This is a genomic window from Streptomyces sp. NPDC058326 (assembly GCF_042879855.1).
Lineage (GTDB): Bacteria > Actinomycetota > Actinomycetes > Streptomycetales > Streptomycetaceae > Streptomyces.
This window is the reverse complement of the sequence record NZ_JBHVZO010000004.1, coordinates 118,966-140,276: the sequence shown is the minus strand read 5'-3', so window position 1 is coordinate 140,276 and position 21,311 is coordinate 118,966. Positions and strand designations below refer to the sequence as shown.

Below are 21,311 nucleotides of genomic sequence, written 5' to 3'. Positions count from 1 at the left end.
CGACGTGGTGACCGGCCACCTCACGAACGGCGGGGCAGTGGCGGATCCGCCGGTCGCGGGTCCGCCGACGCGGCGGCTGCCTCCGTGGCGGGAGCCGCCCCCGCCGTGGGCCGCAGCGGATCCTCCCGTACGAACCAGGCCACGGCGAACGCCAGGGCGGCGAGCAGGGCCGTGCCGAGCAGGACCCCGTGCAGCCCGCTCGTCACCGCCGCGCGCAGGCCCTCCCGTACCGGCTCCGGCAGCCGCTGGGCCTGCGCCGGAGTCACGTTCGGGTCGGTCCCCGCGAGGCGGGCGGTGAAGACCGCGCCGAGGACGGCCACGCCGAGCGAGCCGCCGAGGGTCCGCACGAGGGTCACGGTGCCGCTCGCCGCTCCCATGTCACGCGGCTCGGCGGCGTACAGGGTGACGAGCAGCGTCGCCTGCATGAGGAAGCCCATGCCGGCTCCGACGACCACGGTGAGTCCGGAGGCGACGGCCGTGGGGGTCTCCACGTCGAGCAGCAGCAGGAGGAGTGCCCCCGCCGTCATCAGCGCGCCGCCGAGGATCGGGTAGATCCGGTAGCGGCCGGTGCGGGCGATGATCCGGCCCGAGCCCAGCTGTGCGGCGACCATGGCGAGCATCAGCGGCAGCAGCAGCAGGCCGCTCGCCGTGGACGACTGACCGCGGACGAACTGCAGGTACTGCGGCAGGTAGTTCATCGCGGCGATCATGCCCGCGCCGACCAGGAAGCTCAGGATCTGCGCGAGGGTGAAGTTGCGGCCGCGGAAGAGCCGGGGCGGGATCACGGGCTCCTCGGCCCGCCGCTCGACCCGGACGAACCAGGCGAGGGCCGCCGCCGCGACCGCGCCGAGGGCCAGGATCCGCGGCGAGGTCCAGGCGTGGGCGGTGCCGGCCCAGCCGGCGAGCAGGGTGAGGGCCAGGACGCCGGTGGTGAGCAGCAGGGCTCCCGCCCAGTCGATGCGGGCGCGGACGCGTTCGGTCCGTACGTGCAGGGCGAGCGCGACGATCAGTACGGCGGCGAGGCCGACCGGCAGGTTGACGTAGAAGGCCCAGCGCCAGTTCAGATGGTCGGTGAGGACACCGCCGAGGAGCGGGCCGCCGGCGAAGGCGACCGGCAGCATGGCCCCGGTGACGGCCTGGACCCTGGGGCTGTCCTTCGGCTCCACCAGGGTGCCGATGAGCGCGAAGGCGCCGACCATCAGGCCGCCGGCGCCGATGCCCTGGAGGGCGCGGAAGGCGATGAGCTGGTCCATGGTCCCGGCGACTCCGGAGAGCACCGAACCGGCGAGGAAGACGGCGACCGCGGACAGGTAGCTGCCCTTGCGGCCGTAGAGGTCGCCGAGCTTGCCCCAGAGCGGGGTGGCGACGGCGGCGGTGAGCAGATAGGCGGTGACGACCCAGGACAGCCGGTCGAGGCCGCCGAGTTCGCCCGCGATGGTGGGCAGTGCGGTGCCGACGATCGTGCCGTCGAGGGTGGCGAGGACGATGCCGAGCATGAGTCCGGTGACGGCCAGGTAGGGGATGCGTGCCCGCTGAGGTGTCGTCATGGATCAGGCCCCGTACGGCTTGCGGGCGCGGGCCTCGCGGAGTGCCTCGGCCCACCAGGTGAGTTGTTCGAGCATCGACTTCGCGGCGGCGTCGGCCGCGGGGTCGACGGCCTGGCCGTTCGCGTCGAACCGGCCCCAGACTCCCTGGAGTCCGACCGCCTCGCGGACGGTGACGGCGTGCAGTTCGGCGAAGACGCCCCGGAGGTGTTCGACGGCGCGCAGGCCGCCGGAGAAGCCGCCGTAGGCGACGAAGCCGACCGGCTTGGCGTGCCACTCCTTGTTGTGCCAGTCGATCGCGTTCTTGAGGGACGCGGGGTAGCTGTGGTTGTACTCGGGGGTCACCACGACGAAGGCGTCGGCGGCGGCCAGGCGCGGGGACACGGCGGCGAGCCGGGCGCGGTCCTCGGTGCGCTCGGGGGCCTGGCCGAGGTGGGGGAAGACGGTCGGGAGCGGGGTCTCGGCGAGGTCGATCAGGTCGGTGGTCAGCTCGGGGCGGGCGGCGGCGTGGGTGAGCAGCCACTTCGCGACGGTGGGGCCGAGGCGGCCCTCGCGGGTCGAGCCCTGGATCACGGCGAGGTGGAGCGGTGTGCTCATGGTTCCCCCTGGGAGCGGTGACGTGTACGGCGTACACGCTCTGGCGTACAACGTACACGTCGGTGTGTACAGCGTCCACAAGGCATACGCTGTACGCGAGAGAGGGAGGCCGGTATGGCGAAGAAGGAAGAGGCGGACCCCGTCTCGCTGTGGGAGCGCCTGGAGCGGCCCGCCGCGGCGCCGAGGACGTCCCTCACCCCGCAGCGGATCGCCGAGGTCGCGATCGGCATCGCGGACCGCGACGGATTCGAGGCCGTCACCATGCGGAAGATCGCCGCCGAACTCGGCGTCGCGCCCATGGCCGCCTACCGGCACGTCGAGGGCAAGGACGAGCTGTGGGCGCTCATGGTCGACCGGGTGTCGGCAGAACTCGAACCGGCCGGAGCGGAAGCGGTCGGACCGGAGCCCGCGGGGGCGGAAGCGGTCGGACCCGAGCCGGCCGGACCCGAGCCCGCCGGAGCGGAATCGGCCGGAGCGGAGCCCGCGGGAGCGGAAGCGGTCGGACCCGAGCCGGCCGGACCCGAGCCCGCCGGACCGGAAGCGGTCGGACCGGAGCCCGCGGGGGCGGAAGCGGTCGGACCCGAGCCGGCCGGACCCGAGCCTGCCGGAGCGGAATCGGCCGGAGCGGAGCCCGCCGGGGGCGCCGCGGACTGGCGTGGCACGCTCCGTGCGCACGCCGTGCGGAGCCGGGAGTCGATGCTGCGCCACCCCTGGCTCGCCCAGATGCCCGCCCCGCTCTTCGCGATCACCCCGAACCGGATGGCGGCGGCCGAACGCCAGCTGGCCGCGCTCGACGGTCTCGGGCTCGACGCCGACACGATGATGGCCGCGTTCCGCGCGGTCAGCGCCTACGTCCACGGGGCCGTGCAGGCGGAGGCCGCGCTGCGCCGGTACATGGCGGAGCAGGGCTGGGGGGACGGTGACGAGACGCGCCGGGCCCTCGCCCCGCAGATGTCGTACCTGATGGAGACCGGGCGCTACCCCACCTACCGGCGGTACGCGCACGGGGCCGCGCGCAAGGACGACGCGGAGTGGCAGTTCCTCACCGGGCTCGACTGCGTGCTCGACGGCGTGGCCGGGCTTGTCGAGGGCCGCGGGCGGGCATGACGGAACGGGCCCCCGGGGTTCACCCGGGGGCCCGTCCGACGGAGCATCAGTACGAGGAGCCGCTCGCGCCCAGCGAACCCGTCGGGTGCCAGACCGTCTTCGTCTCCAGGAAGGCGGTCATGCGGTCCAGGCCCGGGGAGTCGGCGAAGTCCTCCGTGCGCGGGCGCAGGACGCGCTTCAGGTTGTCCGCCGCCGCGATCTCCAGGTCACGGGCGAGGTCGCCCTCGGTCGCGCCCGTCAGATCGATCGCGTTGACGTCCTGGTGCGCCGCCAGGTGCGGGCCCATCTCGGCGGCCTTGCCGGAGAGGATGTTCACGACGCCGCCCGGCAGGTCGGACGTGGCGAGCACCTCGCCCAGGGAGAGCGCCGGCAGCGGGGCCTTCTCGCTCGCGATCACGACGGCCGTGTTGCCCGTCGCGATCACCGGGGCGATCACCGAGACCAGGCCGAGGAAGGACGAGTCCTGCGGGGCCACGACCGTGACGACACCGGTCGGCTCGGGCGTCGACAGGTTGAAGTAGGGGCCCGCGACCGGGTTGGCACCGCCCACGACCTGGGAGATCTTGTCCGTCCAGCCCGCGTACCAGACCCAGCGGTCGATGGCCGCCTCGACGACCTCGGCCGCCTTGTTCTTGGACAGGCCCTCCGCGTGCGCGACCTCGTGCACGAACTGGCCCTTGCGGCCCTCCAGCATCTCGGCGACGCGGTAGAGGATCTGGCCGCGGTTGTACGCGGTCGCGCCCGCCCAGCCGCCGAACGCCTTGCGGGCCGCGACGACCGCGTCACGGGCGTCCTTGCGGGAGGAGAGGGGGGCGTTGGCCAGCCACTTGCCCTTGCTGTCCTGCACTTCGTACACCCGGCCGCTCTCGGAACGCGGGAACTTCCCGCCCACGTACAGCTTGTAGGTCTTGAAGACGGAAAGACGATCAGACATCGAGGTACGCCTCCAGGCCGTGGCGACCGCCCTCGCGGCCGAAGCCCGACTCCTTGTAGCCGCCGAACGGCGAGGTCGGGTCGAACTTGTTGAACGTGTTGGCCCAGACGACACCCGCGCGGAGCTTGCCGGCGACCGCGAGGATGCGGGAGCCCTTCTCCGTCCAGATGCCGGCGGAGAGGCCGTACTGGCTGTTGTTGGCCTTCGCGACCGCCTCGTCGGGCGTGCGGAAGGTCAGCACCGACAGGACCGGGCCGAAGATCTCGTCGCGGGCGACGGTGTGCGCCTGCGTGACGTTCGTGAAGAGCGTCGGGGCGAACCAGTAACCGGACGCCGGGATCTCGCAGTCGGCGGTCCAGCGCTCGGCTCCCTCCGCCTCGCCCTGCTCGACCAGCGTGGTGATACGGGCCAGCTGCTCGGAGGAGTTGATGGCCCCGATGTCGGTGTTCTTGTCCAGCGGGTCGCCGAGCCGGAGCGTGGAGAGCCGCCGCTTCAGGCTGTCGAGCAGCTCGTCCTGGATCGACTCCTGGACCAGGAGACGCGAGCCCGCGCAGCAGACCTGGCCCTGGTTGAAGAAGATGCCGGTGACGATGCCCTCGACGGCCTGGTCGATCGGGGCGTCGTCGAAGACGATGTTCGCGCCCTTGCCGCCCAGTTCGAGCGTGACCTTCTTGTCCGTTCCGGCGACGGAGCGCGCGATGGCCTTGCCGACGGCGGTCGAGCCGGTGAACGCGACCTTGTTCACGTCCGGGTGCTCGACGAGCGCGGCGCCGGCGTCCCCGTAACCGGGAAGGATGTTGACGACGCCCTTCGGCAGCCCCGCCTGGCGGCAGATGTCCGCGAAGAACAGGGCGGAGAGCGGGGTCGTCTCGGCCGGCTTCAGGACGACCGTGTTGCCGGTCGCGAGCGCCGGGGCGATCTTCCACGCCAGCATGAGCAGCGGGAAGTTCCACGGGATGACCTGGCCGGCCACACCGAGCGGGCGCGGGTTCGCACCGTACCCGGCGTGGTCGAGCTTGTCGGCCCAGCCCGCGTAGTAGAAGAAGTGCGCCGCGACGAGGGGGAGGTCCGCGTCGCGGGTCTCCCTGATCGGCTTTCCGTTGTCCAGGGTCTCCAGGACGGCCAGCTCGCGGCTGCGCTCCTGGATGATCCGGGCGATGCGGAAGAGGTACTTGGCGCGCTCGGAGCCGGGCAGCGCCGACCACTTCTCGAAGGCCTTCCGGGCCGCCTTCACCGCGCGGTCGACGTCCTCGGTGCCCGCCCGGGCCACCTCGGCGAGGACCTCCTCGGTGGACGGCGAGACGGTCTTGAAGACCTTGCCGTCGGCCGCCTCGACGAACTCGCCGTCGATGAACAGGCCGTAGGAGGGGGCGATGTCGACGACGGAACGGGACTCCGGCGCCGGTGCGTACTCGAATGCAGATGCCATGTTGATCAGTCCACCGTCACGTAATCGGGGCCGGAGTAACGGCCGGTCGCCAGCTTCTGGCGCTGCATCAGCAGGTCGTTGAGCAGGCTGGAGGCGCCGAAGCGGAACCAGTGGTTGTCCAGCCAGTCCTCGCCCACGGTCTCGTTGACGAGGACCAGGAACTTGATCGCTTCCTTGGTGTTGCGGATGCCGCCGGCCGGCTTCACACCGATCTGCACACCGGTCTGGGCGCGGAAGTCGCGCACGGCCTCCAGCATGAGGAGCGTGTTCGCCGGGGTGGCGTTGACCGCGACCTTGCCGGTCGAGGTCTTGATGAAGTCCGCGCCGGCCATCATGCCGAGCCAGGAGGCGCGGCGGATGTTGTCGTACGTGGACAGCTCGCCGGTCTCGAAGATCACCTTGAGGCGGGCGCGGTCGCCGCACTCCGCCTTGACCGCGGCGATCTGCTCGAAGACCTCCAGGTAGCGGCCGGAGAGGAAGGCGCCACGGTCGATGACCATGTCGATCTCGTCGGCGCCGGCGGCGATGGCGTCCGCCGTGTCGGCGAGCTTCACCGGGAGGGCGGCGCGGCCTGCCGGGAAGGCGGTGGCGACCGAGGCGACCTTGACGCCCGAGCCCGCGGTGGCGGCCTTCGCGGTGGCCACCATGTCGGGATAGACGCAGACGGCGGCGGTCGTCGGGGTCGTGCGGTCGGTCGGATCGGGACGGACGGCCTTGGCGGCGAGCGCCCGGACCTTGCCCGGGGTGTCCGCGCCTTCGAGCGTCGTCAGGTCGATCATGGAGATGGCCAGGTCGATGGCGTACGCCTTGGACGTGGTCTTGATCGAGCGGGTGCCGAGGGACGCGGCGCGCGCCTCCAGGCCGACGGCGTCGACGCCGGGCAGCCCGTGGAGGAAACGGCGCAGCGCACTGTCGGACGCGGTCACGTCGGCGAATGCGAGAGCTGCGGGTGCAGTGGTGGGCATGGTCACCAGTCGAGCATATCTACGCGCGTAGCGACCTGTACAGGGGAGCGGGTCGCGGGAGCCCGGGGTCGGCGGCGCGGGAAGGAGTGCCGCGGAGGCGTCCTGGCGGCAGGCGAACCGGAGATGGCCTCCAGAGGAATCAGGGGTGACCTCTGTCACGTGCCTGTGACACGGAGCGGATGGCTCCCTCATACAAGATCAATAGATTCTTTTCAGCAGCCAGCGAGAACTCACCGGCCTTCCCGAGGAGACGTCAGCGGCATGCGACTCGTCTTCACCCACCAGCGGACTTCTCGGGAGTCGTTATGCGCACCGCCCTTCGTACCGCCCTCGCCACCGCCCTCGTCGCCGGCGTGGCCGCCGCCCCGGCCCTCGCCGCCGGCAGCGCCTTCGCCGCCGGTACGGCCCCGGCACCGAAGCCCACCTCGGCGACCACCAGGCCCGCCGAGACCGCGGACTCCGTGGCGGCCGGGAAGGCCGTGGCGGCCGCGAAGCCCGGCACGACCCGGAAGGCGCCTGCGGCCGCCACCGCCGGGGCCGCTCCGGCCGCCGCCGCGACCACCGCCACGCCCGACGTCACGGTCGGCGCCCCGCCGGCCCGCACCGTGCAGCTCGGCGGCGGCCTCTCGGCGAAGGTGTACGCCAGGGGCGAGAAGCACCGGTACCACACCGCCACCGTGCTGAAGGGCGGCACCGAGCTGGGCGAGCTGAAGGCCGGCGCCGGCCATGCCCCCGAGGCCACCGAGGTCTTCGCCGGATGGGCGGTGACCCTGGACTCCGAGGGCAACGTGAGCGCCGTCGCGAACGGCACCCTGGTCCGCACCCAGACCCTCATCGGCGGCACCATCGCCAAGATCTACAAGGTCGGCACCCTGAACCACCGCGCCGAGCTCTTCCGCGAGGGCCGTCCGGTCGGCGTCCTCCAGGCGGGCAACCGCTCCGCCGCCGGCAACGACAACGGCGAGTTCTTCGTCCTCAACGGGGACGGCACCACCCACAACTGGGTGGGCAACTACCGCCCCGGCGCCACCCCCGGCATCTACCGGCTCGCCGACGGCACCGTTCTCGAGCTCACCAGGAAGGACGGCCGCTACGGCCTCCAGCTCATCGAGAACGACAGGGGCCGCGGCTTCACCTACCTCAACGGCGACCGCCAGGTCTGGACGTACGGCAAGGCCGTCGTCGTCCTGGAGAGCGACGGGGGCTTCGCCGCCTACGTCCCGGGCTCCGCCACGCAGGCCGCGCCGCAGCCGTACGGCATGGGCGGCGGCGGTCAGGGCGAGCCCGCCCCGGTCGACAAGGACACGCTCGCCCCGTGCACCATCGCCCGGACCGTCGACATCGGCGCGGGCACCGGCGCCAAGCTGATCATGAGCCCCCAGGGGCCGAAGGCGAAGCTCATCACCGCGGGCGACAACAAGCTCATCGCCACCCTCGACCGCGCCCACCCGTCGCTGCCGAAGAGCGCCGGCATCCTCGCCCGGATCGTGAACCCGTACGCCGCCACCCCCTCGCTCCACACGAAGGTCGAGGGAGGCACCGCCAAGGGCTCCACCCACGCCTTCCCGAAGCTGCCGAAGGGCTGCGAGCTCGTCCCGGTCAAGGGCTCGACGGTGAACAGCGGGACGGGCGGCACGGGCGTCACCGCGCACGCCGGGCAGACCTCCGTCATCCCGAAGGGCGGCGTCGCCGCAGGCGCCGAGCTCGGTGCCGAGAACGGCTCCACCGCGCTGGTCGCGGCCGGCGCCGGTGCCGCCTCGCTCGCCGCCGCGGGCCTCGGCTTCGTCGCCCTGCGCCGCCGGACCGGCGGCCGCGTCTGATCCCGGGCGGGGTCCGGCCGGAGACCGACGTCCGGCGCCGGCCCCGACCCGAGCAGGTGCACCCCTTCCCGGCCGGCCGCCGCACCCGAGCGGCGGCCGGCCACACCCCGTGCCGTCCGGAGCTCTCCCGTGAACCGTCGCCGTACCCCAACCCGTACCCCTGCCCGTACCGTCCCCGTCCTCCTCGCCGCCGCCCTCGCCGTCACCGCGCTCGCCGGCTGCTCCGGCGGGCCCGGGCCCGCCGTCCCGCCCGCGCGTGTCGCCGAGGCCGCCGCGCCCGCCCCGGTCGTGAGCTCCGTCTCCGTCCGGCCACTGGGCCGCTCCCTGCCCGTCCGGATCCAACTGCCCGCCGCCGGGGTCGACACCGGGCCCGTCCTTTCGCTGGGGCTCGCCGCCGACGGCACCGTCGAGGTGCCCCCGGTCGCCGACGCCGACCGGATCGGCTGGTACGACAAGGGAGTGACGCCCGGCGAGACCGGCCCCGCCGTCCTCATCGGGCACTTCGACACCGCCCGCGGCCCGGCCGTCCTCAAGGACGTCTCCCGCGTCCGGGTCGGCGACGAGATCACCGTGACCCGCGCCGACGGCACCCGCGCCGTCTTCCGCATACGCGAGCTGGAGCAGGTCGACAAGAAGACCTTTCCGACGGCCAAGGTGTACGGGGACACCGAGCGCCCCGAGCTGCGCGTCGTGACCTGCGGTGGCGAGCTGGTCGACGGCCACCGCCCCGACAACATCATTCTGTACGCGGACCTCGTGGCCGTGCGGGCCGCCTGAGCCCCCGCCTGCCCGCTGAGGCAGAATCGGCGGCATGACGACCCCCGAGCCGACCCCCGAGCCCAGCCACGAGCCGAGCCGCGAGTCGACCCCCGAGCAGCCGTCCGCGAAGCAGACGTCCCCCGACCGTGTCTTCCGGTCGCCGCTGGGGATCGCGAGCGGGGTGTTCCTGCTGCTCCTGGCGTGCGTGTTCGCCGGTGACGTGCTGCTGCGCGGCGAGGGCCGCTCACCGTGGATCGCGCTCGCGGGTCTGATCCTCGCCGTCCCGCTGATCGTCGCCTTCACCATCCGGCCCGCCGTGTACGCCAACGACGACCGGCTCCGGATCCGCAACCCGTTCCGGTCGATCACGCTGCCCTGGGCGACGGTCGCCGACGTCCGCGCCGGCTACTCGAGCGAGGCCCTCACCAAGGACGGCACCAAGTACCAGCTGTGGGCCGTCCCCGTCTCGCTGCGCCAGCGCAAGAGGGCGGCCCGCCGTGCCGCCCGCGCCTCCCAGGACGACCCGCACGGCCGTACCTCGGTCTCCGCCGACGTACGGGACAGCGCCTCCCGGACCGCGCCCAGCGACCAGACCGTCGCCGACCTGCGGGAGCTCGCCGAGCAGCGCTCCACCGCCCCGGGGGCGCAGGGCGAGGTGCGCGTGCGCTGGGCGTACGAGATCGTCGGCCCCGCCGTGGCCGGACTGCTGCTCCTGGTGGTCCTGCTGGCGACGGGCTGACATCCATCCGTACCGGCGGGCCGACCGCCGGCGGCTGACGAACCCGCCGACGGGGGTTCACCCGCACGGATGAAGGGCCGGTACGGAGCTGACTCCGTACCGGCCCTTCGCGGCTGCGGCCGCCCGCGTTCCCCGGGGCGTCAGAGCCCCGCGGCCGCCGACAGGTCCCGCTTGATCGCGACCAGCACTTCCGCGGCCTTCGCGCGCGCCGGGGCGAGGTCGACCGCCGAGGCGACCGGGACCACGACCTCCAGGTAGCACTTGAGCTTGGGCTCGGTGCCGCTGGGGCGGACGATCACCCGGGCCTTGTACGTGCCCTCCAGGTGGTAGCGCAGGCCGTCCGTCGGCGGCAGCGACTCCGTGCCCTTCGTCAGGTCCTCCGCCGAGACGACCGTCAGACCGGCCAGCGAGACCGGCGGCCGCTCACGCAGCGACGTCATCGCGTTCGCGATGACGCTCAGGTCCTCGACCCGCACGGACAGCTGGTCCGTGGCGTGCAGCCCGTGCTCCACCGCCAGGTCGTCGAGCAGATCGGTCAGCGTCCGGCCCTGCTCCTTGAGCACCGAGGCCAGCTCGGTGACGAGCAGCGCCGCCGTGATGCCGTCCTTGTCGCGGACGCCCTCGGGGTCGACGCAGTAGCCGAGCGCCTCCTCGTACCCGTACCGCAGGCCCTCGACGCGGGCGATCCACTTGAAGCCGGTCAGGGTCTCCTCGTAGCCGACGCCCGCGGCCTCGGCGATCCGGCCGAGCAGCGAGGACGACACGATCGACTCGGCGAAGACGCCCGTGGCGCCCTTGTGCACGAGGTGCGCGGCGAGCAGCGCGCCGACCTCGTCGCCGCGGAGCATCCGCCAGCCTCCGGCGACCGACGGGTCCGGGACGGCCACCGCGCAGCGGTCGGCGTCCGGGTCGTTGGCGATGACCAGATCGGGGTCCACGGCACGGGCCGCCTCGAAGGCCAGGTCCATGGCCCCCGGCTCCTCCGGGTTGGGGAAGGCGACCGTCGGGAAGGCCGGGTCGGGCTCGGCCTGGGCGGCGACGAGCGCCGGCGGCGGGAAGCCGGCGCGGGCGAACGCGGCCGCCAGGACCTCCTTGCCGACGCCGTGCATGGCCGTGTAGACGGTCCGGGCGGTGCGGGGAGAACCGGGGGTCAGGACGTGGTCCGTGCGCTCCAGGTACGCGTCCAGGACCTCGTCGCCGAGGGTCTCCCAGCCGTCCGTCGGGCGCGGTACGTCGTCCAGCGAGCGGATCGCGTCGATCTGGGCGGCGATCTCCGCGTCGGCGGGCGGCACGATCTGCGAGCCGTCGCCGAGATAGACCTTGTAGCCGTTGTCACGGGGAGGGTTGTGGCTCGCGGTGACCTCGACACCCGCGACCGCGCCCAGATGCCTTATGGCGTACGCGAGGACGGGCGTAGGCAGCGGGCGGGGGAGCAGCGCGGCGCGGAGCCCGGCGCCGGTCATCACGGCGGCGGTGTCGCGGGCGAAGTCGGCGGACTTGTAGCGGGCGTCGTAGCCGATGACGACGAGCCCGCCGTCCTCGCCCTTCGCCCTGAGGTACGCGGCGAGACCGGCGGCGGCGCGGATGACGACGGACCGGTTCATGCGCATCGGCCCGGCGCCCAGCTCGCCGCGGAGCCCGGCGGTGCCGAACTGGAGGGTGCCGGCGAAACGGGCGGTGAGCTCCTCGCCCGCGCCGGTCTCGATGAGCTTCGCGAGCTCCTCGCGGGTCTCGTTGTCGGGGTCCTCGGCGAGCCAGGCCTGGGCCCGGGCGAGGAGGTCGTCCTGCGTCACGGTGTGCCTTTCGGGGTGGGGCGGGCGGGTACGGGGTGCGGGTCCGGGGGCGGTAAGCCGCTGCGCGGAGCCCTTCCCCACCCCGCCCCTTCCCGAACTGGGGGCAAGCCCCCAGCCCCCCGTACGGCCTGCGGCCGTGCCCTCAAACGCCGGGCGGGCTGAAAATCAGCCCCGCTGGGGGGACCCCCCACGCCGCTGGGCGTAGGGGGAGTTCGAGGCGCGGGGTCTGGGGCGGAGCCCCAGTTCGGGAAGGGGCGGGGTGGGGAAGAAGCCCCGCGCCGCGGCCCCGGCAGCCGGCAGCCGACGGCCGAGGCCGGGGCCCCGGCGGTCGGAGGCCGCCGCAGCGCTCCGAAGCCCGGTCGGCCCCCAGGGCCGACCGGTGCGAGGGGCGCGGTGAAAACTCAGATCCGGTCGAGGACCCGCGTCAGCAGCTCACCCATCCGCGCCGCCGAGTCCCGCCCCGCCTGGAGGACCTCCTCGTGGTTCAGCGGCTCGCCCGAGAGCCCCGCCGCGAGGTTGGTGACCAGGGAGATGCCGAGGACCTCCGCGCCGGCCTCGCGGGCGGCGATGGCCTCCAGGACGGTGGACATGCCGACGAGGTCGCCGCCGAGGACGCGGACCATGTTGATCTCGGCCGGGGTCTCGTAGTGCGGGCCGGGGAACTGCACGTAGACGCCCTCTTCGAGGGTCTCGTCGACCTCCTTGCAGAGCGCGCGGAGCCGCGGCGAGTACAGGTCGGTGAGGTCCACGAAGTTCGCGCCGACGATCGGGGACGCCGCCGTCAGGTTGAGGTGGTCGCTGATGAGTACCGGCTGGCCGGGGCGCATGCCCTCGCGCAGGCCGCCGCAGCCGTTGGTGAGGATGACGGTCTTGCAGCCGGCGGCGACGGCGGTGCGGACGCCGTGGGCGACGGACGCGACGCCGCGGCCCTCGTAGAAGTGCGTGCGGCCGAGGAAGACGAGGGCGCGCTTCTCACCGATCTTGTACGAGCGGACCTTTCCGCCGTGGCCCTCGACGGCGGGCGGCGGGAAGCCGGGGAGGTCGGTCACCGGGAACTCGGCCTCGGGAGCACCGAGCGCGTCGACGGCGGGCGCCCAGCCCGAGCCCATGACCAGGGCGACGTCGTGGTTCTCGACTCCGGTCAGCTCGCGAAGACGTGCGGCAGCGGCCTCGGCGGCCTCGTACGGGGTGGCAGTTGCGTTCACTGACTCTCTCGCCTCGGGGAGGGGGGTCCGAGGCGGGCCCCGGACTGATTTCCTACGCGCAGAAGCGTAGCCGGAGATTGCCTACGCGCGTAGATGACGATGCCGACGGACATGCGATCGTTGTCTTGTCGTTTCCGACGAAAGGCCCACCACGTACCCCGTCCCCGTCCCTGGGGCGTTCGTACACCGTCAGCAGGGCCGCTTGCGCAACTCCATCACGTAGTCGTGCGGCGCGCCCGCCGACTCGGCCGCGTCGGCGACCTCGCCCAGGTAGCGGGCCGAGGGCAGTCCGCCCTCGTAGGCGTTGAGCACGTACACCCAGGCGGCCTCCTCGCCGTCCAGGGTGTGCACCCGGACCCGCATTCGGCGGTAGATGTCGAGGCCGACGCCCTCCCACCGGTCCATGGAGTCCTCGTCCATCGGCGCGATGTCGTACAGCGCCACGAAGACCTGGGAGCGGGGGGCCTCCACGATGGTGGCCAGCGCCCCCTCCCAGCCCATCTGCTCGCCGCCGAAGGTCAGCCGCCAGCCGTTCAGCCAGCCGGTGCCGCGCAGCGGGGAGTGCGGTGCGCGGCGGCTCATCAGCCGCGCGTCGAGGTTGCCGGCGAAAGCGGCGTAGAGCGACATGGGACCGAGGGTACGGGAGCGGGCGGGGTGTCCGCCGAACTCCGAGGTGGGGGCCGCGGGCCACGCCCGGCGGGAGACCCGACGGGCGCGGGCGCCCTTCGGCGGGCCCCGGCGTGAGACCGCGCCGGGCGTGCGGGAGAATGGGGTACGCACTTGAGGCGTGCGGGACAATGGCGTACGCACTGCATCCCAGCGGGGGACCCCCCGGCAGCAGAACGAGAGCGCGAGGCGTAGATCCCAGTGACCCGGATCGTGATCATCGGCGGCGGACCCGGCGGATACGAGGCGGCCCTGGTGGGCGCCCAACTCGGCGCGGAGGTGACCGTCGTCGACACCGACGGCCTCGGCGGCGCGTCCGTCCTGACCGACTGCGTCCCCTCCAAGACGCTCATCGCCACGGCAGAGGTGATGACCACCTTCGACTCCTCCTACGAGGAGCTCGGCATCATCGTCGCGGACGACACCCCGCACCTGGAGCAGGCCGCCCGTGTCGTCGGCGTGGACCTCGGCAAGGTCAACCGACGGGTGAAGCGCCTCGCGCTGGCCCAGTCGCACGACATCACCGCCTCCGTCACCCGGGCGGGCGCCCGCGTCCTGCGCGGCCGCGGCCGGCTCTCCGGCCGGCAGGCGATGGACGGCTCCCGCCAGGTGGTCGTCACGGCCGCCGACGGCACGGAGGAGACGCTGACCGCGGACGCCGTGCTCATCGCGACGGGCGGCCACCCGCGCGAGGTGCCGGACGCCAAGCCGGACGGCGAGCGCATCCTGAACTGGACCCAGGTCTACGACCTCAAGGAGCTCCCCGAGGAGCTCATCGTGGTCGGCTCCGGCGTCACCGGCGCCGAGTTCGCCGGCGCCTACCAGGCGCTCGGCTCCCGGGTCACCCTCGTCTCCTCCCGCGACCGGGTCCTCCCCGGTGAGGACCCGGACGCCGCCGCCGTCCTGGAGGACGTCTTCCGGCGCCGCGGCATGAACGTCATGGCCCGCTCCCGCGCCGAGTCCGCCAAGCGGGTCGGCGACCGGGTCGAGGTCACCCTCGCGGACGGCCGGGTCATCTCCGGCACCCACTGTCTGATGGCCGTCGGCGCGATCCCGAACTCGGCCGGGATGGGCCTGGAGGAGGCCGGCGTCAAGCTGAAGGACTCCGGTCACATCTGGACCGACAGGGTCTCCCGCACGAGCGCCCCCGGCGTGTACGCGGCCGGTGACGTCACCGGGGTCTTCGCGCTCGCCTCGGTGGCCGCCATGCAGGGCCGTATCGCGATGTACCACTTCCTCGGCGACGCGGTGGCCCCGCTCAACCTGAAGACGGTCTCGTCGAACGTCTTCACCGACCCCGAGATCGCCACCGTCGGCTACACCCAGGCCGACGTGGACGCGGGCAAGATCGACGCCAAGGTCGTGAAGCTGCCGCTGCTGCGCAACCCCCGCGCGAAGATGCAGGGCATCCGGGACGGCTTCGTCAAGATCTTCTGTCGTCCGGGCACCGGGATCGTGGTCGGCGGCTGTGTAGTCGCCCCGAAGGCGAGCGAACTGATCCATCCGATCTCGATCGCGGTCGACAACAATCTGACGGTCGAACAGATCGCAAATGCTTTCACCGTGTACCCCTCCCTGTCGGGTTCGATCGCGGAAGTGGCACGGCAGTTGCACACCCGGAAGACCGCGGACGAGGTGTAACTCTCTGTCAGGCCCCCGCTCCCGCCTGCGGGAACGGTTCGCCGACTCGGACAACCCCCGGCAAGCCAGGGCATAGACCAGGCGCACAGCGGATCAACGACGGGGCCTCCAATACCACTTGGAGGCCCCGTCTGTGTGCATCTTCTGCAATTCGGCGCATAGTGCTGAAAACTATCGGCCGGTCACGTTACTGTCAGTTTCGTGTTCGCTGCAGAACGTCGCCAGTTGATCCTCGAAATGGTGCGAGCCAATGGGGCCGTGTCGCTCCGCGAGCTCGCCCGCGTCGTCCAGACCTCGGAAGTGACCGTACGGAGAGACGTACGGGCCCTTGAGGCAGAAGGACTCCTCGACCGCCGGCACGGCGGTGCGGTGTTGCCGGGCGGATTCACGCGAGAATCCGGCTTCCCGCAGAAATCCCATCTCGCGACCGCGGAGAAGACGGCCATCGCCGACGTCGCCGCGAGCCTCGTCGAAGAGGGCGAGGCCATCGTCGTCGGCGCCGGGACGACCACGCAGGAGCTGGCCCGCCGGCTCGCCCGCGTGCCCGGTCTGACCGTGGTCACCAACTCCCTGCTCGTCGCCCAGGCCCTCGCCCACGCCAACCGGGTCGAGGTCGTCATGACCGGCGGCACCCTGCGCGGCTCCAACTACGCCCTGGTGGGCAGCGGGGCCGAGCAGTCGCTCCAGGGCCTCCGGGTCTCCCGCGCCTTCCTCTCCGGGAGCGGACTGACCGCCGAGCGCGGCCTGTCCACGTCCAACATGCTCTCCGCGAGCGTGGACCGGGCGCTCGTCCAGGCGGCGGCGGAGGTCGTGGTCCTCGCCGACCACACCAAGCTGGGCTCCGACACCATGTTCCAGACGGTGCCCACGGACGTGATCACCCGCCTGGTGACCGACGAACCGCCCGCCCACGACGACCGGGCCGCCACCGAGCTCCAGGCCCTCGCCGACCAGGGCGTGCAGATCGCCGTCGCCGGCGGGCCCCCGGGCGGTGAGCAGGTCCCCCCGGGCGCCCGGCCCCGCCGTGACATGCCGCTCCCCGTCCAGCGCGGACGGCTGGCGGCCGGTCAGTTCCGGGGACCGGGCGGAGGGATGGCCGCCGAGACACTGGAGCGCACCGCACGCGTCGCGGACATGCGCCGCCGCTGAGAGGCCCGAGGGGCCTTCCCCCAGGGGTCCCACGCCGCCCGAGACGCACAGGACGACGGCCGTCCTCGCGGCCCGGTCGTCACGCGCGGGACGATGGCCCACCTCCCGGTGCGGTCGGTCACGCACAGGACGACGGCCGTCCTCGCGTACGTACAGGACGACGTCAGTCCTTGATGCCCCGTAGCGTCAGCGCGAGCAGGCGGTCCGCCAGTTCCACATCCTCCGGGCACTGTTCCGCCGCCAGCGCGATCGCGTTGGTCAGCTGCATCAGATCGCCGATCGACACGTCGGCGCGCACCTGACCCGACTCCCTGGCGCGTTCGAGCAGCCGCTCACCCGCCGCGCGCAGCGGCTCACTGCACCCGGCGAGCGCCGAACTCCGGTCGTACGACGCGGACATCAGCGCATGCGCGAGGCCCCGGTACTCGCCCGCGTGGGCGATCAGGGCCCGCAGCCACTCCACGAGCGCCCGGCACGGTTCCTCGGCCTCCGCCAGCTCCGCGGAGCGGCGGACGAGTGCCGTGAGGGCCTCCTGGAAGACGGCGTTCAGCAGCTCGGCCCGGGAGGGGAAGTGACGGTAGAGGGTCCCGATCCCCACGCCCGCGCGCCGCGCGATCTCCTCGAGGGACGCGTCGGCTCCCTGCTCGGCGAACGTGCCACGGGCTTCGACGAGCAGCCGCTCGTGGTTGCGGCGTGCGTCGGCTCGCATGGTGGAAGGCCCTCCCCTCGGCGAAGGGCCCGCAGGCGGCTGCCTGCGGGCCCTTCGTACCGTACTCGGTGCGACCGTCAGTCCTTGATGTCGCAGATCGCGGCACCGGAGGTGACCGACGCGCCGACTTCGGCGGTCAGGCCCTTGACGGTGCCGGAGCGGTGCGCGTTGAGCGGCTGCTCCATCTTCATGGCCTCGAGGACGACGATCAGGTCGCCCTCCTTGACCTCCTGGCCCTCCTCGACCGCGATCTTCACGATCGTGCCCTGCATCGGGGAGGCGAGGGTGTCGCCGGACGCGGCCGGGCCGGACTTCTTCGCCGCCCGGCGCTTCGGCTTGGCACCGGCGGCCAGGCCCGTGCGGGCCAGGGTCATGCCGAGCGAGGACGGCAGGGAGACCTCGAGACGCTTGCCGCCGACCTCGACCACGATCGTCTCGCGGCCTGCCTCGTCCTCGTCGGCCTCGGGGCCGGCCGGGGCGAACGGCTTGATCTCGTTGACGAACTCCGTCTCGATCCACCGCGTGTGGACCCGGAACGGGTCCGCGGTGAACGCCGGGTCGACCACGACGGCCTGGTGGAAGGGGATGGCGGTGGCCATGCCCTCGACCTTGAACTCGGCCAGGGCGCGCGCGGCACGCTGGAGCGCCTGCTCACGGGTGGCGCCGGTGACGATCAGCTTGGCCAGGAGCGAGTCCCACGCCGGGCCGATGACGCTGCCGGACTCCACGCCCGCGTCGAGACGGACACCCGGGCCGCTCGGCGGGTCGAAGACGGTGACGGTGCCGGGGGCGGGCAGGAAGCCACGGCCCGGGTCCTCGCCGTTGATACGGAACTCGAAGGAGTGACCCCGCACCTCGGGGTCGCCGTAACCGAGCTCCTCGCCGTCCGCGATACGGAACATCTCGCGGACCAGGTCGAGGCCGGTGACCTCCTCGGTGACCGGGTGCTCCACCTGGAGACGGGTGTTGACCTCCAGGAAGGAGATGGTGCCGTCCACACCGACGAGGAACTCGACCGTGCCGGCGCCGACGTAGCCGGCCTCCTTCAGGATCGCCTTCGACGCCGCGTACAGCTCCGCGTTCTGCGCCTCGCTCAGGAAGGGGGCGGGGGCCTCCTCGACCAGCTTCTGGTGACGGCGCTGCAGCGAGCAGTCACGCGTGGAGACGACGACCACGTTGCCGTGGGAGTCGGCCAGACACTGCGTCTCCACGTGGCGCGGCTTGTCGAGGTAGCGCTCCACGAAGCACTCGCCACGGCCGAAGGCCGCGACGGCCTCACGGACGGCGGAGTCGTACAGCTCGGGGACCTCTTCGAGCGTGCGGGCCACCTTCAGACCGCGGCCGCCACCACCGAACGCGGCCTTGATCGCGATCGGCAGACCGTGCTCCTCGGCGAACGCCACGACCTCGTCGGCGCCCGACACCGGGTCGGGGGTGCCGGCGACGAGCGGGGCACCGGCACGCTGCGCGATATGACGCGCCGCCACCTTGTCGCCCAGGTCCCGGATCGCCTGCGGCGGCGGGCCGATCCACGTCAGACCCGCGTCGAGCACGGCCTGGGCGAACTCCGCGTTCTCCGACAGGAAGCCGTACCCCGGGTGGACCGCGTCGGCCCCGGAGTCCTTCGCCGCCTGCAACACCTTCGCCATGTCCAGATAACTGGTCGCCGGAGTGTCACCGCCCAGAGCGAACGCCTCGTCGGCCGCCCGGACATGCAGGGCGTCCCGGTCCGGCTCGGCGTACACGGCCACGCTGCCGATACCCGCGTCCCGGCACGCCCGGGCCACACGGACAGCGATTTCGCCACGGTTGGCGATGAGCACCTTGCGCACGATGGCTCCCTCCTTGAAACAAGCTGAGTTTAGGGACTGCCGACACGGCCTTTCGACCCGTCCCCAGTGGTGAGCTTGCCCACACGGAGGGTGACCCCGGGCCTGCTCGGGTCGTGAATTCCCTTGTCGCACCACGGTACGCAGGGTTCCTTTACGGCACAGTAGCTCTGAGGTGTGGCGCAGGTCTCTGTTCGCGCGGCCAGTCGCCGTTCGGGTTTCTTTGTCGGGTCCCTACGAACGGCCCCATGATTCTTTGCCGAATCGGCAGCCATCGGCCGTCGTGTCGCCACTCTTGTCCGGAGGTTTACCGGCCAGTAGCCTGCGCGCAGTCGACGTACTGTCGGTAACCGCGAAACCAGGGGGTGGCCGAGGTGGCCCGCAGACCGATAGCTCTCGTGACGGCGGCGGTGCTGTTCCTGGAGGCACCCGGGATCGTCGCGATCAACGCCGTCATGGCGCGTTTCGTGCAGGTCCAGTCGATGTCCCTCGACGGTATGGACCCCGGCGCGATGTACACCGGTACATGGGCGCTCGGCATCGGCTCCGGGATCGCCCTCGCCCTCTGCGGCCTCGTGGCGCTCCTCGCGGGCATCCGCGACCGCCGCCCCGGCCGGGCGGCCCGGGGCCTGCTCATCGGCTGCGCCGTCGTCCACGGAATCCTCGCCGCGGTGGCGGTGGGACTCCTCGGCTGGCCGGCGTTCACCTTCCTGGTGGTCGTCCTCGGCCTGATCGTGCTCACCCTCGTGATGTACGGCGAGGGGTACGACAGGACCGCCGAGCTCCGCGAGGAGACCCCGGCGGCGGCGTAACTCCCCGCCGTACGGCGCACGGTGTGCTCAGACCCACAGGTCGGTGATCCGCACGCCCAGCTTCCCGAGGAGCGTGCGCAGCAGCGGCAGCGACAGCCCGATCACATTGCCCGGGTCGCCGTCGATGCCGTCGATGAACGGCGCCGAGCGCCCGTCCAGGGTGAACGCGCCCGCCACGTGCAGCGGTTCGCCGCTCGCCACGTACGCGGCGATCTCCTCGTCCGTCGGCTCGCCGAAGCGGACCACGGTGGAGGCCGTCGCCGACTCGAAGCGCTTGGCGGCCGTGTCGTACACGCAGTGACCGGTCTGGAGGACGCCGACCCGGCCGCGCATCGCCTTCCAGCGAGCGGTGGCCTCCTCGGCGTCGGCCGGCTTGCCGAGGGCCTGCTTGTCGAGCTCCAGGACCGAGTCGCAGCCGATGACCAGGGCGCCGAACACCTCGGGACGGGCGGCCACATGGGCGGCCTTCGCCTCCGCGAGGGCGAGCGCGAGCTCGGCCGGGGTCGGGGCGTGGACCTTGTCCTCGTCGACCCCGCTCACGATCACCTCCGGGGCGAGACCGGCCTGCCGGAGCAGACCGAGCCGGGCGGGGGAGGCGGAGGCGAGCACGACACGGCGCGGATCAGCAGTCATGGGGGCAGCGTAGCCAGTGCGGCGGCCGGGGCGTGTCGTGGCGAGCCCGCCTTGATCCGGCGCGAATTGTCAGACAGGCCCTAGCGCGCGCTCGCCACGAACATCGCGACCACCATCGCCACGGCCAGCAGCACGCCCGCGCGACGGAGCATCGCCTGCATGTCACGCATGAACTTCGGCGGCTGATTCTTCGGATCGGACCACAGCATGCCTCCGATCCTGCGGCCGGGACGGGTGGGGCGCCTGAGTACGGATACTCAGGCGCCCCGGTGCCGAAGGACTATTCGCGGAGGAACACCCCGTCCCGCGCCGCCGCGAGCGCCGCCGTCACCGCCCGTTCCGCCACGGCCCCGGTGAGCTCCTCGCGGGTGACCGTGAAGCGGTAGTAGAGCGGCGCGGAGACGGCGCGGAGCAGTTCGACGGGGTCGGTGTCCGCCGGGATCTCGCCGCGCGCCACGCCCTTGCCGACGACCGGGGCCCATTCGTCGAGCCGGGCCCGGTAGAAGGCGGCGAGGGCGCGGGCGCACTCCTCGTCGCAGGCGGCCGCCGCGATGACCGCGCGGAAGACGGCGCCCATCCGCGGCTCGGTGAGGGTGGCCCGTACGAGTTCGGCGTTGGCGCGCAGGTCGCCCGCGAGGCTGCCGGTGTCGGAGGCGGGCAGCGACTGCTCGGCCATGTCGTGCAGGAGGTCGGTGACCAGGCCGACGGGGGTGCCCCAGCGGCGGTACACGGTGGTCTTGCCGACGCCGGCGCTCGCGGCGATCCGGTCCATGTTGAGGGCGTGGAAGCCGCTCTCGGCGAGGGCGTCCTGGGTGGCGTCGAGGACGGCCCTGCGGACCTTCGCGGTGCGGCCGCCGGGGCGCAGGGTGCCGGGCGAGGCCGGCTGACTCTCAGGCAAACGGGTCTCCTGTTCCATTAGCTCCATCGACTCTGCTACGGTACGGGACATCTTAACGGAACCGATCTCCCATTAAGGGGAC

General features: G+C 72.6%; 20 protein-coding genes. 7 read left to right on the top strand and 13 right to left on the bottom strand.

Going from position 1 to position 21,311, the window contains the following annotated elements; genetic code table 11:
• Nucleotides 1-20: 20 nt before the first annotated feature.
• Nucleotides 21-1,547 (bottom strand): MDR family MFS transporter, encoded by a 1,527-nt coding sequence (locus ACFVYX_RS09275; protein WP_389680735.1) that lies wholly within the window; start codon nucleotides 1,545-1,547, stop codon nucleotides 21-23.
• Between the two features lie 3 nt (nucleotides 1,548-1,550).
• A complete protein-coding gene (locus ACFVYX_RS09270; protein WP_389680734.1) occupies nucleotides 1,551-2,141 on the bottom strand; it encodes an NADPH-dependent FMN reductase in 591 nt (196 codons plus the stop codon).
• 114 nt (nucleotides 2,142-2,255) lie between these two features.
• Here ACFVYX_RS09270 and ACFVYX_RS09265 point away from each other — a divergent pair, with 114 nt between their 5' ends.
• Nucleotides 2,256-3,248: a TetR/AcrR family transcriptional regulator C-terminal domain-containing protein gene (locus tag ACFVYX_RS09265; protein WP_389680733.1), complete on the top strand. Its 993-nt coding sequence runs from the start codon at nucleotides 2,256-2,258 to the stop codon at nucleotides 3,246-3,248.
• Between the two features lie 46 nt (nucleotides 3,249-3,294).
• Here ACFVYX_RS09265 and ACFVYX_RS09260 read toward each other — a convergent pair whose 3' ends face one another.
• From ACFVYX_RS09260 to deoC, 3 genes are read right to left on the bottom strand one after another with little or no spacing between them, the layout of a single operon-like run.
• Entirely contained in the window at nucleotides 3,295-4,182 is an 888-nt protein-coding gene (locus ACFVYX_RS09260; RefSeq protein ID WP_389680732.1) for an aldehyde dehydrogenase family protein, read from the bottom strand.
• On the bottom strand, nucleotides 4,175-5,611 hold the full coding sequence (locus tag ACFVYX_RS09255) for an aldehyde dehydrogenase family protein (protein WP_389680731.1): 1,437 nt from the start codon (nucleotides 5,609-5,611) through the stop codon (nucleotides 4,175-4,177). Before ACFVYX_RS09255 ends, ACFVYX_RS09260 begins: the two co-directional genes overlap by 8 nt.
• A 5-nt stretch (nucleotides 5,612-5,616) precedes the next feature.
• The gene (gene deoC, locus ACFVYX_RS09250; protein ID WP_389680730.1) at nucleotides 5,617-6,576 is read right to left on the bottom strand and encodes a deoxyribose-phosphate aldolase; all 960 of its coding nucleotides are present in this window, start codon (nucleotides 6,574-6,576) and stop codon (nucleotides 5,617-5,619) included.
• A 305-nt stretch (nucleotides 6,577-6,881) separates the two neighbouring features.
• On the opposite strand from deoC, the gene ACFVYX_RS09245 reads away from it, so the two are divergent.
• The 3 genes from ACFVYX_RS09245 (at nucleotide 6,882) to ACFVYX_RS09235 (ending at nucleotide 9,894) form a co-directional block, all read left to right on the top strand.
• Nucleotides 6,882-8,396, top strand: coding sequence for a hypothetical protein (locus ACFVYX_RS09245; RefSeq protein ID WP_389680729.1), 1,515 nt, complete (start codon nucleotides 6,882-6,884; stop codon nucleotides 8,394-8,396).
• A 129-nt stretch (nucleotides 8,397-8,525) separates the two neighbouring features.
• Nucleotides 8,526-9,173 carry a class F sortase gene (locus ACFVYX_RS09240; protein WP_389680728.1) on the top strand — a complete coding sequence of 216 codons (648 nt, stop codon included), beginning with the start codon at nucleotides 8,526-8,528 and terminating at the stop codon, nucleotides 9,171-9,173.
• Between the two features lie 34 nt (nucleotides 9,174-9,207).
• Nucleotides 9,208-9,894 carry a PH domain-containing protein gene (locus ACFVYX_RS09235; RefSeq protein WP_389680727.1) on the top strand — a complete coding sequence of 229 codons (687 nt, stop codon included), beginning with the start codon at nucleotides 9,208-9,210 and terminating at the stop codon, nucleotides 9,892-9,894.
• Nucleotides 9,895-10,034: 140 nt separating this feature from the next.
• On the opposite strand, the gene ACFVYX_RS09230 is transcribed toward ACFVYX_RS09235, so the two are convergent.
• The 3 genes from ACFVYX_RS09230 to ACFVYX_RS09220 all read right to left on the bottom strand — a co-directional run bounded on the left by ACFVYX_RS09230 (nucleotide 10,035) and on the right by ACFVYX_RS09220 (nucleotide 13,519).
• Nucleotides 10,035-11,687 (bottom strand): phospho-sugar mutase, encoded by a 1,653-nt coding sequence (locus ACFVYX_RS09230; RefSeq protein WP_389680726.1) that lies wholly within the window; start codon nucleotides 11,685-11,687, stop codon nucleotides 10,035-10,037.
• A gap of 401 nt (nucleotides 11,688-12,088) precedes the next feature.
• Nucleotides 12,089-12,892, bottom strand: a complete 804-nt coding sequence (locus ACFVYX_RS09225) for a purine-nucleoside phosphorylase (RefSeq protein ID WP_030323930.1) — start codon at nucleotides 12,890-12,892, stop codon at nucleotides 12,089-12,091.
• Nucleotides 12,893-13,081: 189 nt separating this feature from the next.
• Nucleotides 13,082-13,519, bottom strand: coding sequence for a gamma-glutamylcyclotransferase (locus tag ACFVYX_RS09220; RefSeq protein ID WP_352016873.1), 438 nt, complete (start codon nucleotides 13,517-13,519; stop codon nucleotides 13,082-13,084).
• Nucleotides 13,520-13,759: 240 nt separating this feature from the next.
• Between ACFVYX_RS09220 and ACFVYX_RS09215 the strand changes: the two genes are divergently transcribed.
• Both ACFVYX_RS09215 and ACFVYX_RS09210 read left to right on the top strand, forming a co-directional pair.
• Nucleotides 13,760-15,199: an NAD(P)H-quinone dehydrogenase gene (locus ACFVYX_RS09215; protein WP_389680725.1), complete on the top strand. Its 1,440-nt coding sequence runs from the start codon at nucleotides 13,760-13,762 to the stop codon at nucleotides 15,197-15,199.
• 201 nt (nucleotides 15,200-15,400) lie between these two features.
• The gene (locus ACFVYX_RS09210) at nucleotides 15,401-16,348 is read left to right on the top strand and encodes a DeoR/GlpR family DNA-binding transcription regulator (protein ID WP_389680724.1); all 948 of its coding nucleotides are present in this window, start codon (nucleotides 15,401-15,403) and stop codon (nucleotides 16,346-16,348) included.
• A gap of 163 nt (nucleotides 16,349-16,511) precedes the next feature.
• Here the strand turns inward: ACFVYX_RS09210 and ACFVYX_RS09205 are convergent, their stop codons facing one another.
• Both ACFVYX_RS09205 and ACFVYX_RS09200 read right to left on the bottom strand, forming a co-directional pair.
• Entirely contained in the window at nucleotides 16,512-17,057 is a 546-nt protein-coding gene (locus tag ACFVYX_RS09205) for a TetR/AcrR family transcriptional regulator (protein ID WP_389680723.1), read from the bottom strand.
• A 77-nt stretch (nucleotides 17,058-17,134) separates the two neighbouring features.
• Entirely contained in the window at nucleotides 17,135-18,889 is a 1,755-nt protein-coding gene (locus ACFVYX_RS09200) for an acetyl/propionyl/methylcrotonyl-CoA carboxylase subunit alpha (protein WP_389680722.1), read from the bottom strand.
• A 371-nt stretch (nucleotides 18,890-19,260) separates the two neighbouring features.
• Between ACFVYX_RS09200 and ACFVYX_RS09195 the strand changes: the two genes are divergently transcribed.
• On the top strand, nucleotides 19,261-19,698 hold the full coding sequence (locus ACFVYX_RS09195) for a hypothetical protein (protein WP_389681114.1): 438 nt from the start codon (nucleotides 19,261-19,263) through the stop codon (nucleotides 19,696-19,698).
• Nucleotides 19,699-19,725: 27 nt separating this feature from the next.
• Here the strand turns inward: ACFVYX_RS09195 and ACFVYX_RS09190 are convergent, their stop codons facing one another.
• From ACFVYX_RS09190 to ACFVYX_RS09180, 3 genes are all read right to left on the bottom strand, one after another.
• Entirely contained in the window at nucleotides 19,726-20,331 is a 606-nt protein-coding gene (locus tag ACFVYX_RS09190; protein ID WP_389680721.1) for a nucleoside triphosphate pyrophosphatase, read from the bottom strand.
• A gap of 80 nt (nucleotides 20,332-20,411) precedes the next feature.
• The gene (mmpB, locus tag ACFVYX_RS09185; protein WP_389680720.1) at nucleotides 20,412-20,540 is read right to left on the bottom strand and encodes a morphogenic membrane protein MmpB; all 129 of its coding nucleotides are present in this window, start codon (nucleotides 20,538-20,540) and stop codon (nucleotides 20,412-20,414) included.
• Nucleotides 20,541-20,611: 71 nt separating this feature from the next.
• Nucleotides 20,612-21,280 (bottom strand): TetR/AcrR family transcriptional regulator, encoded by a 669-nt coding sequence (locus ACFVYX_RS09180; protein WP_389680719.1) that lies wholly within the window; start codon nucleotides 21,278-21,280, stop codon nucleotides 20,612-20,614.
• Nucleotides 21,281-21,311: the final 31 nt, after the last annotated feature.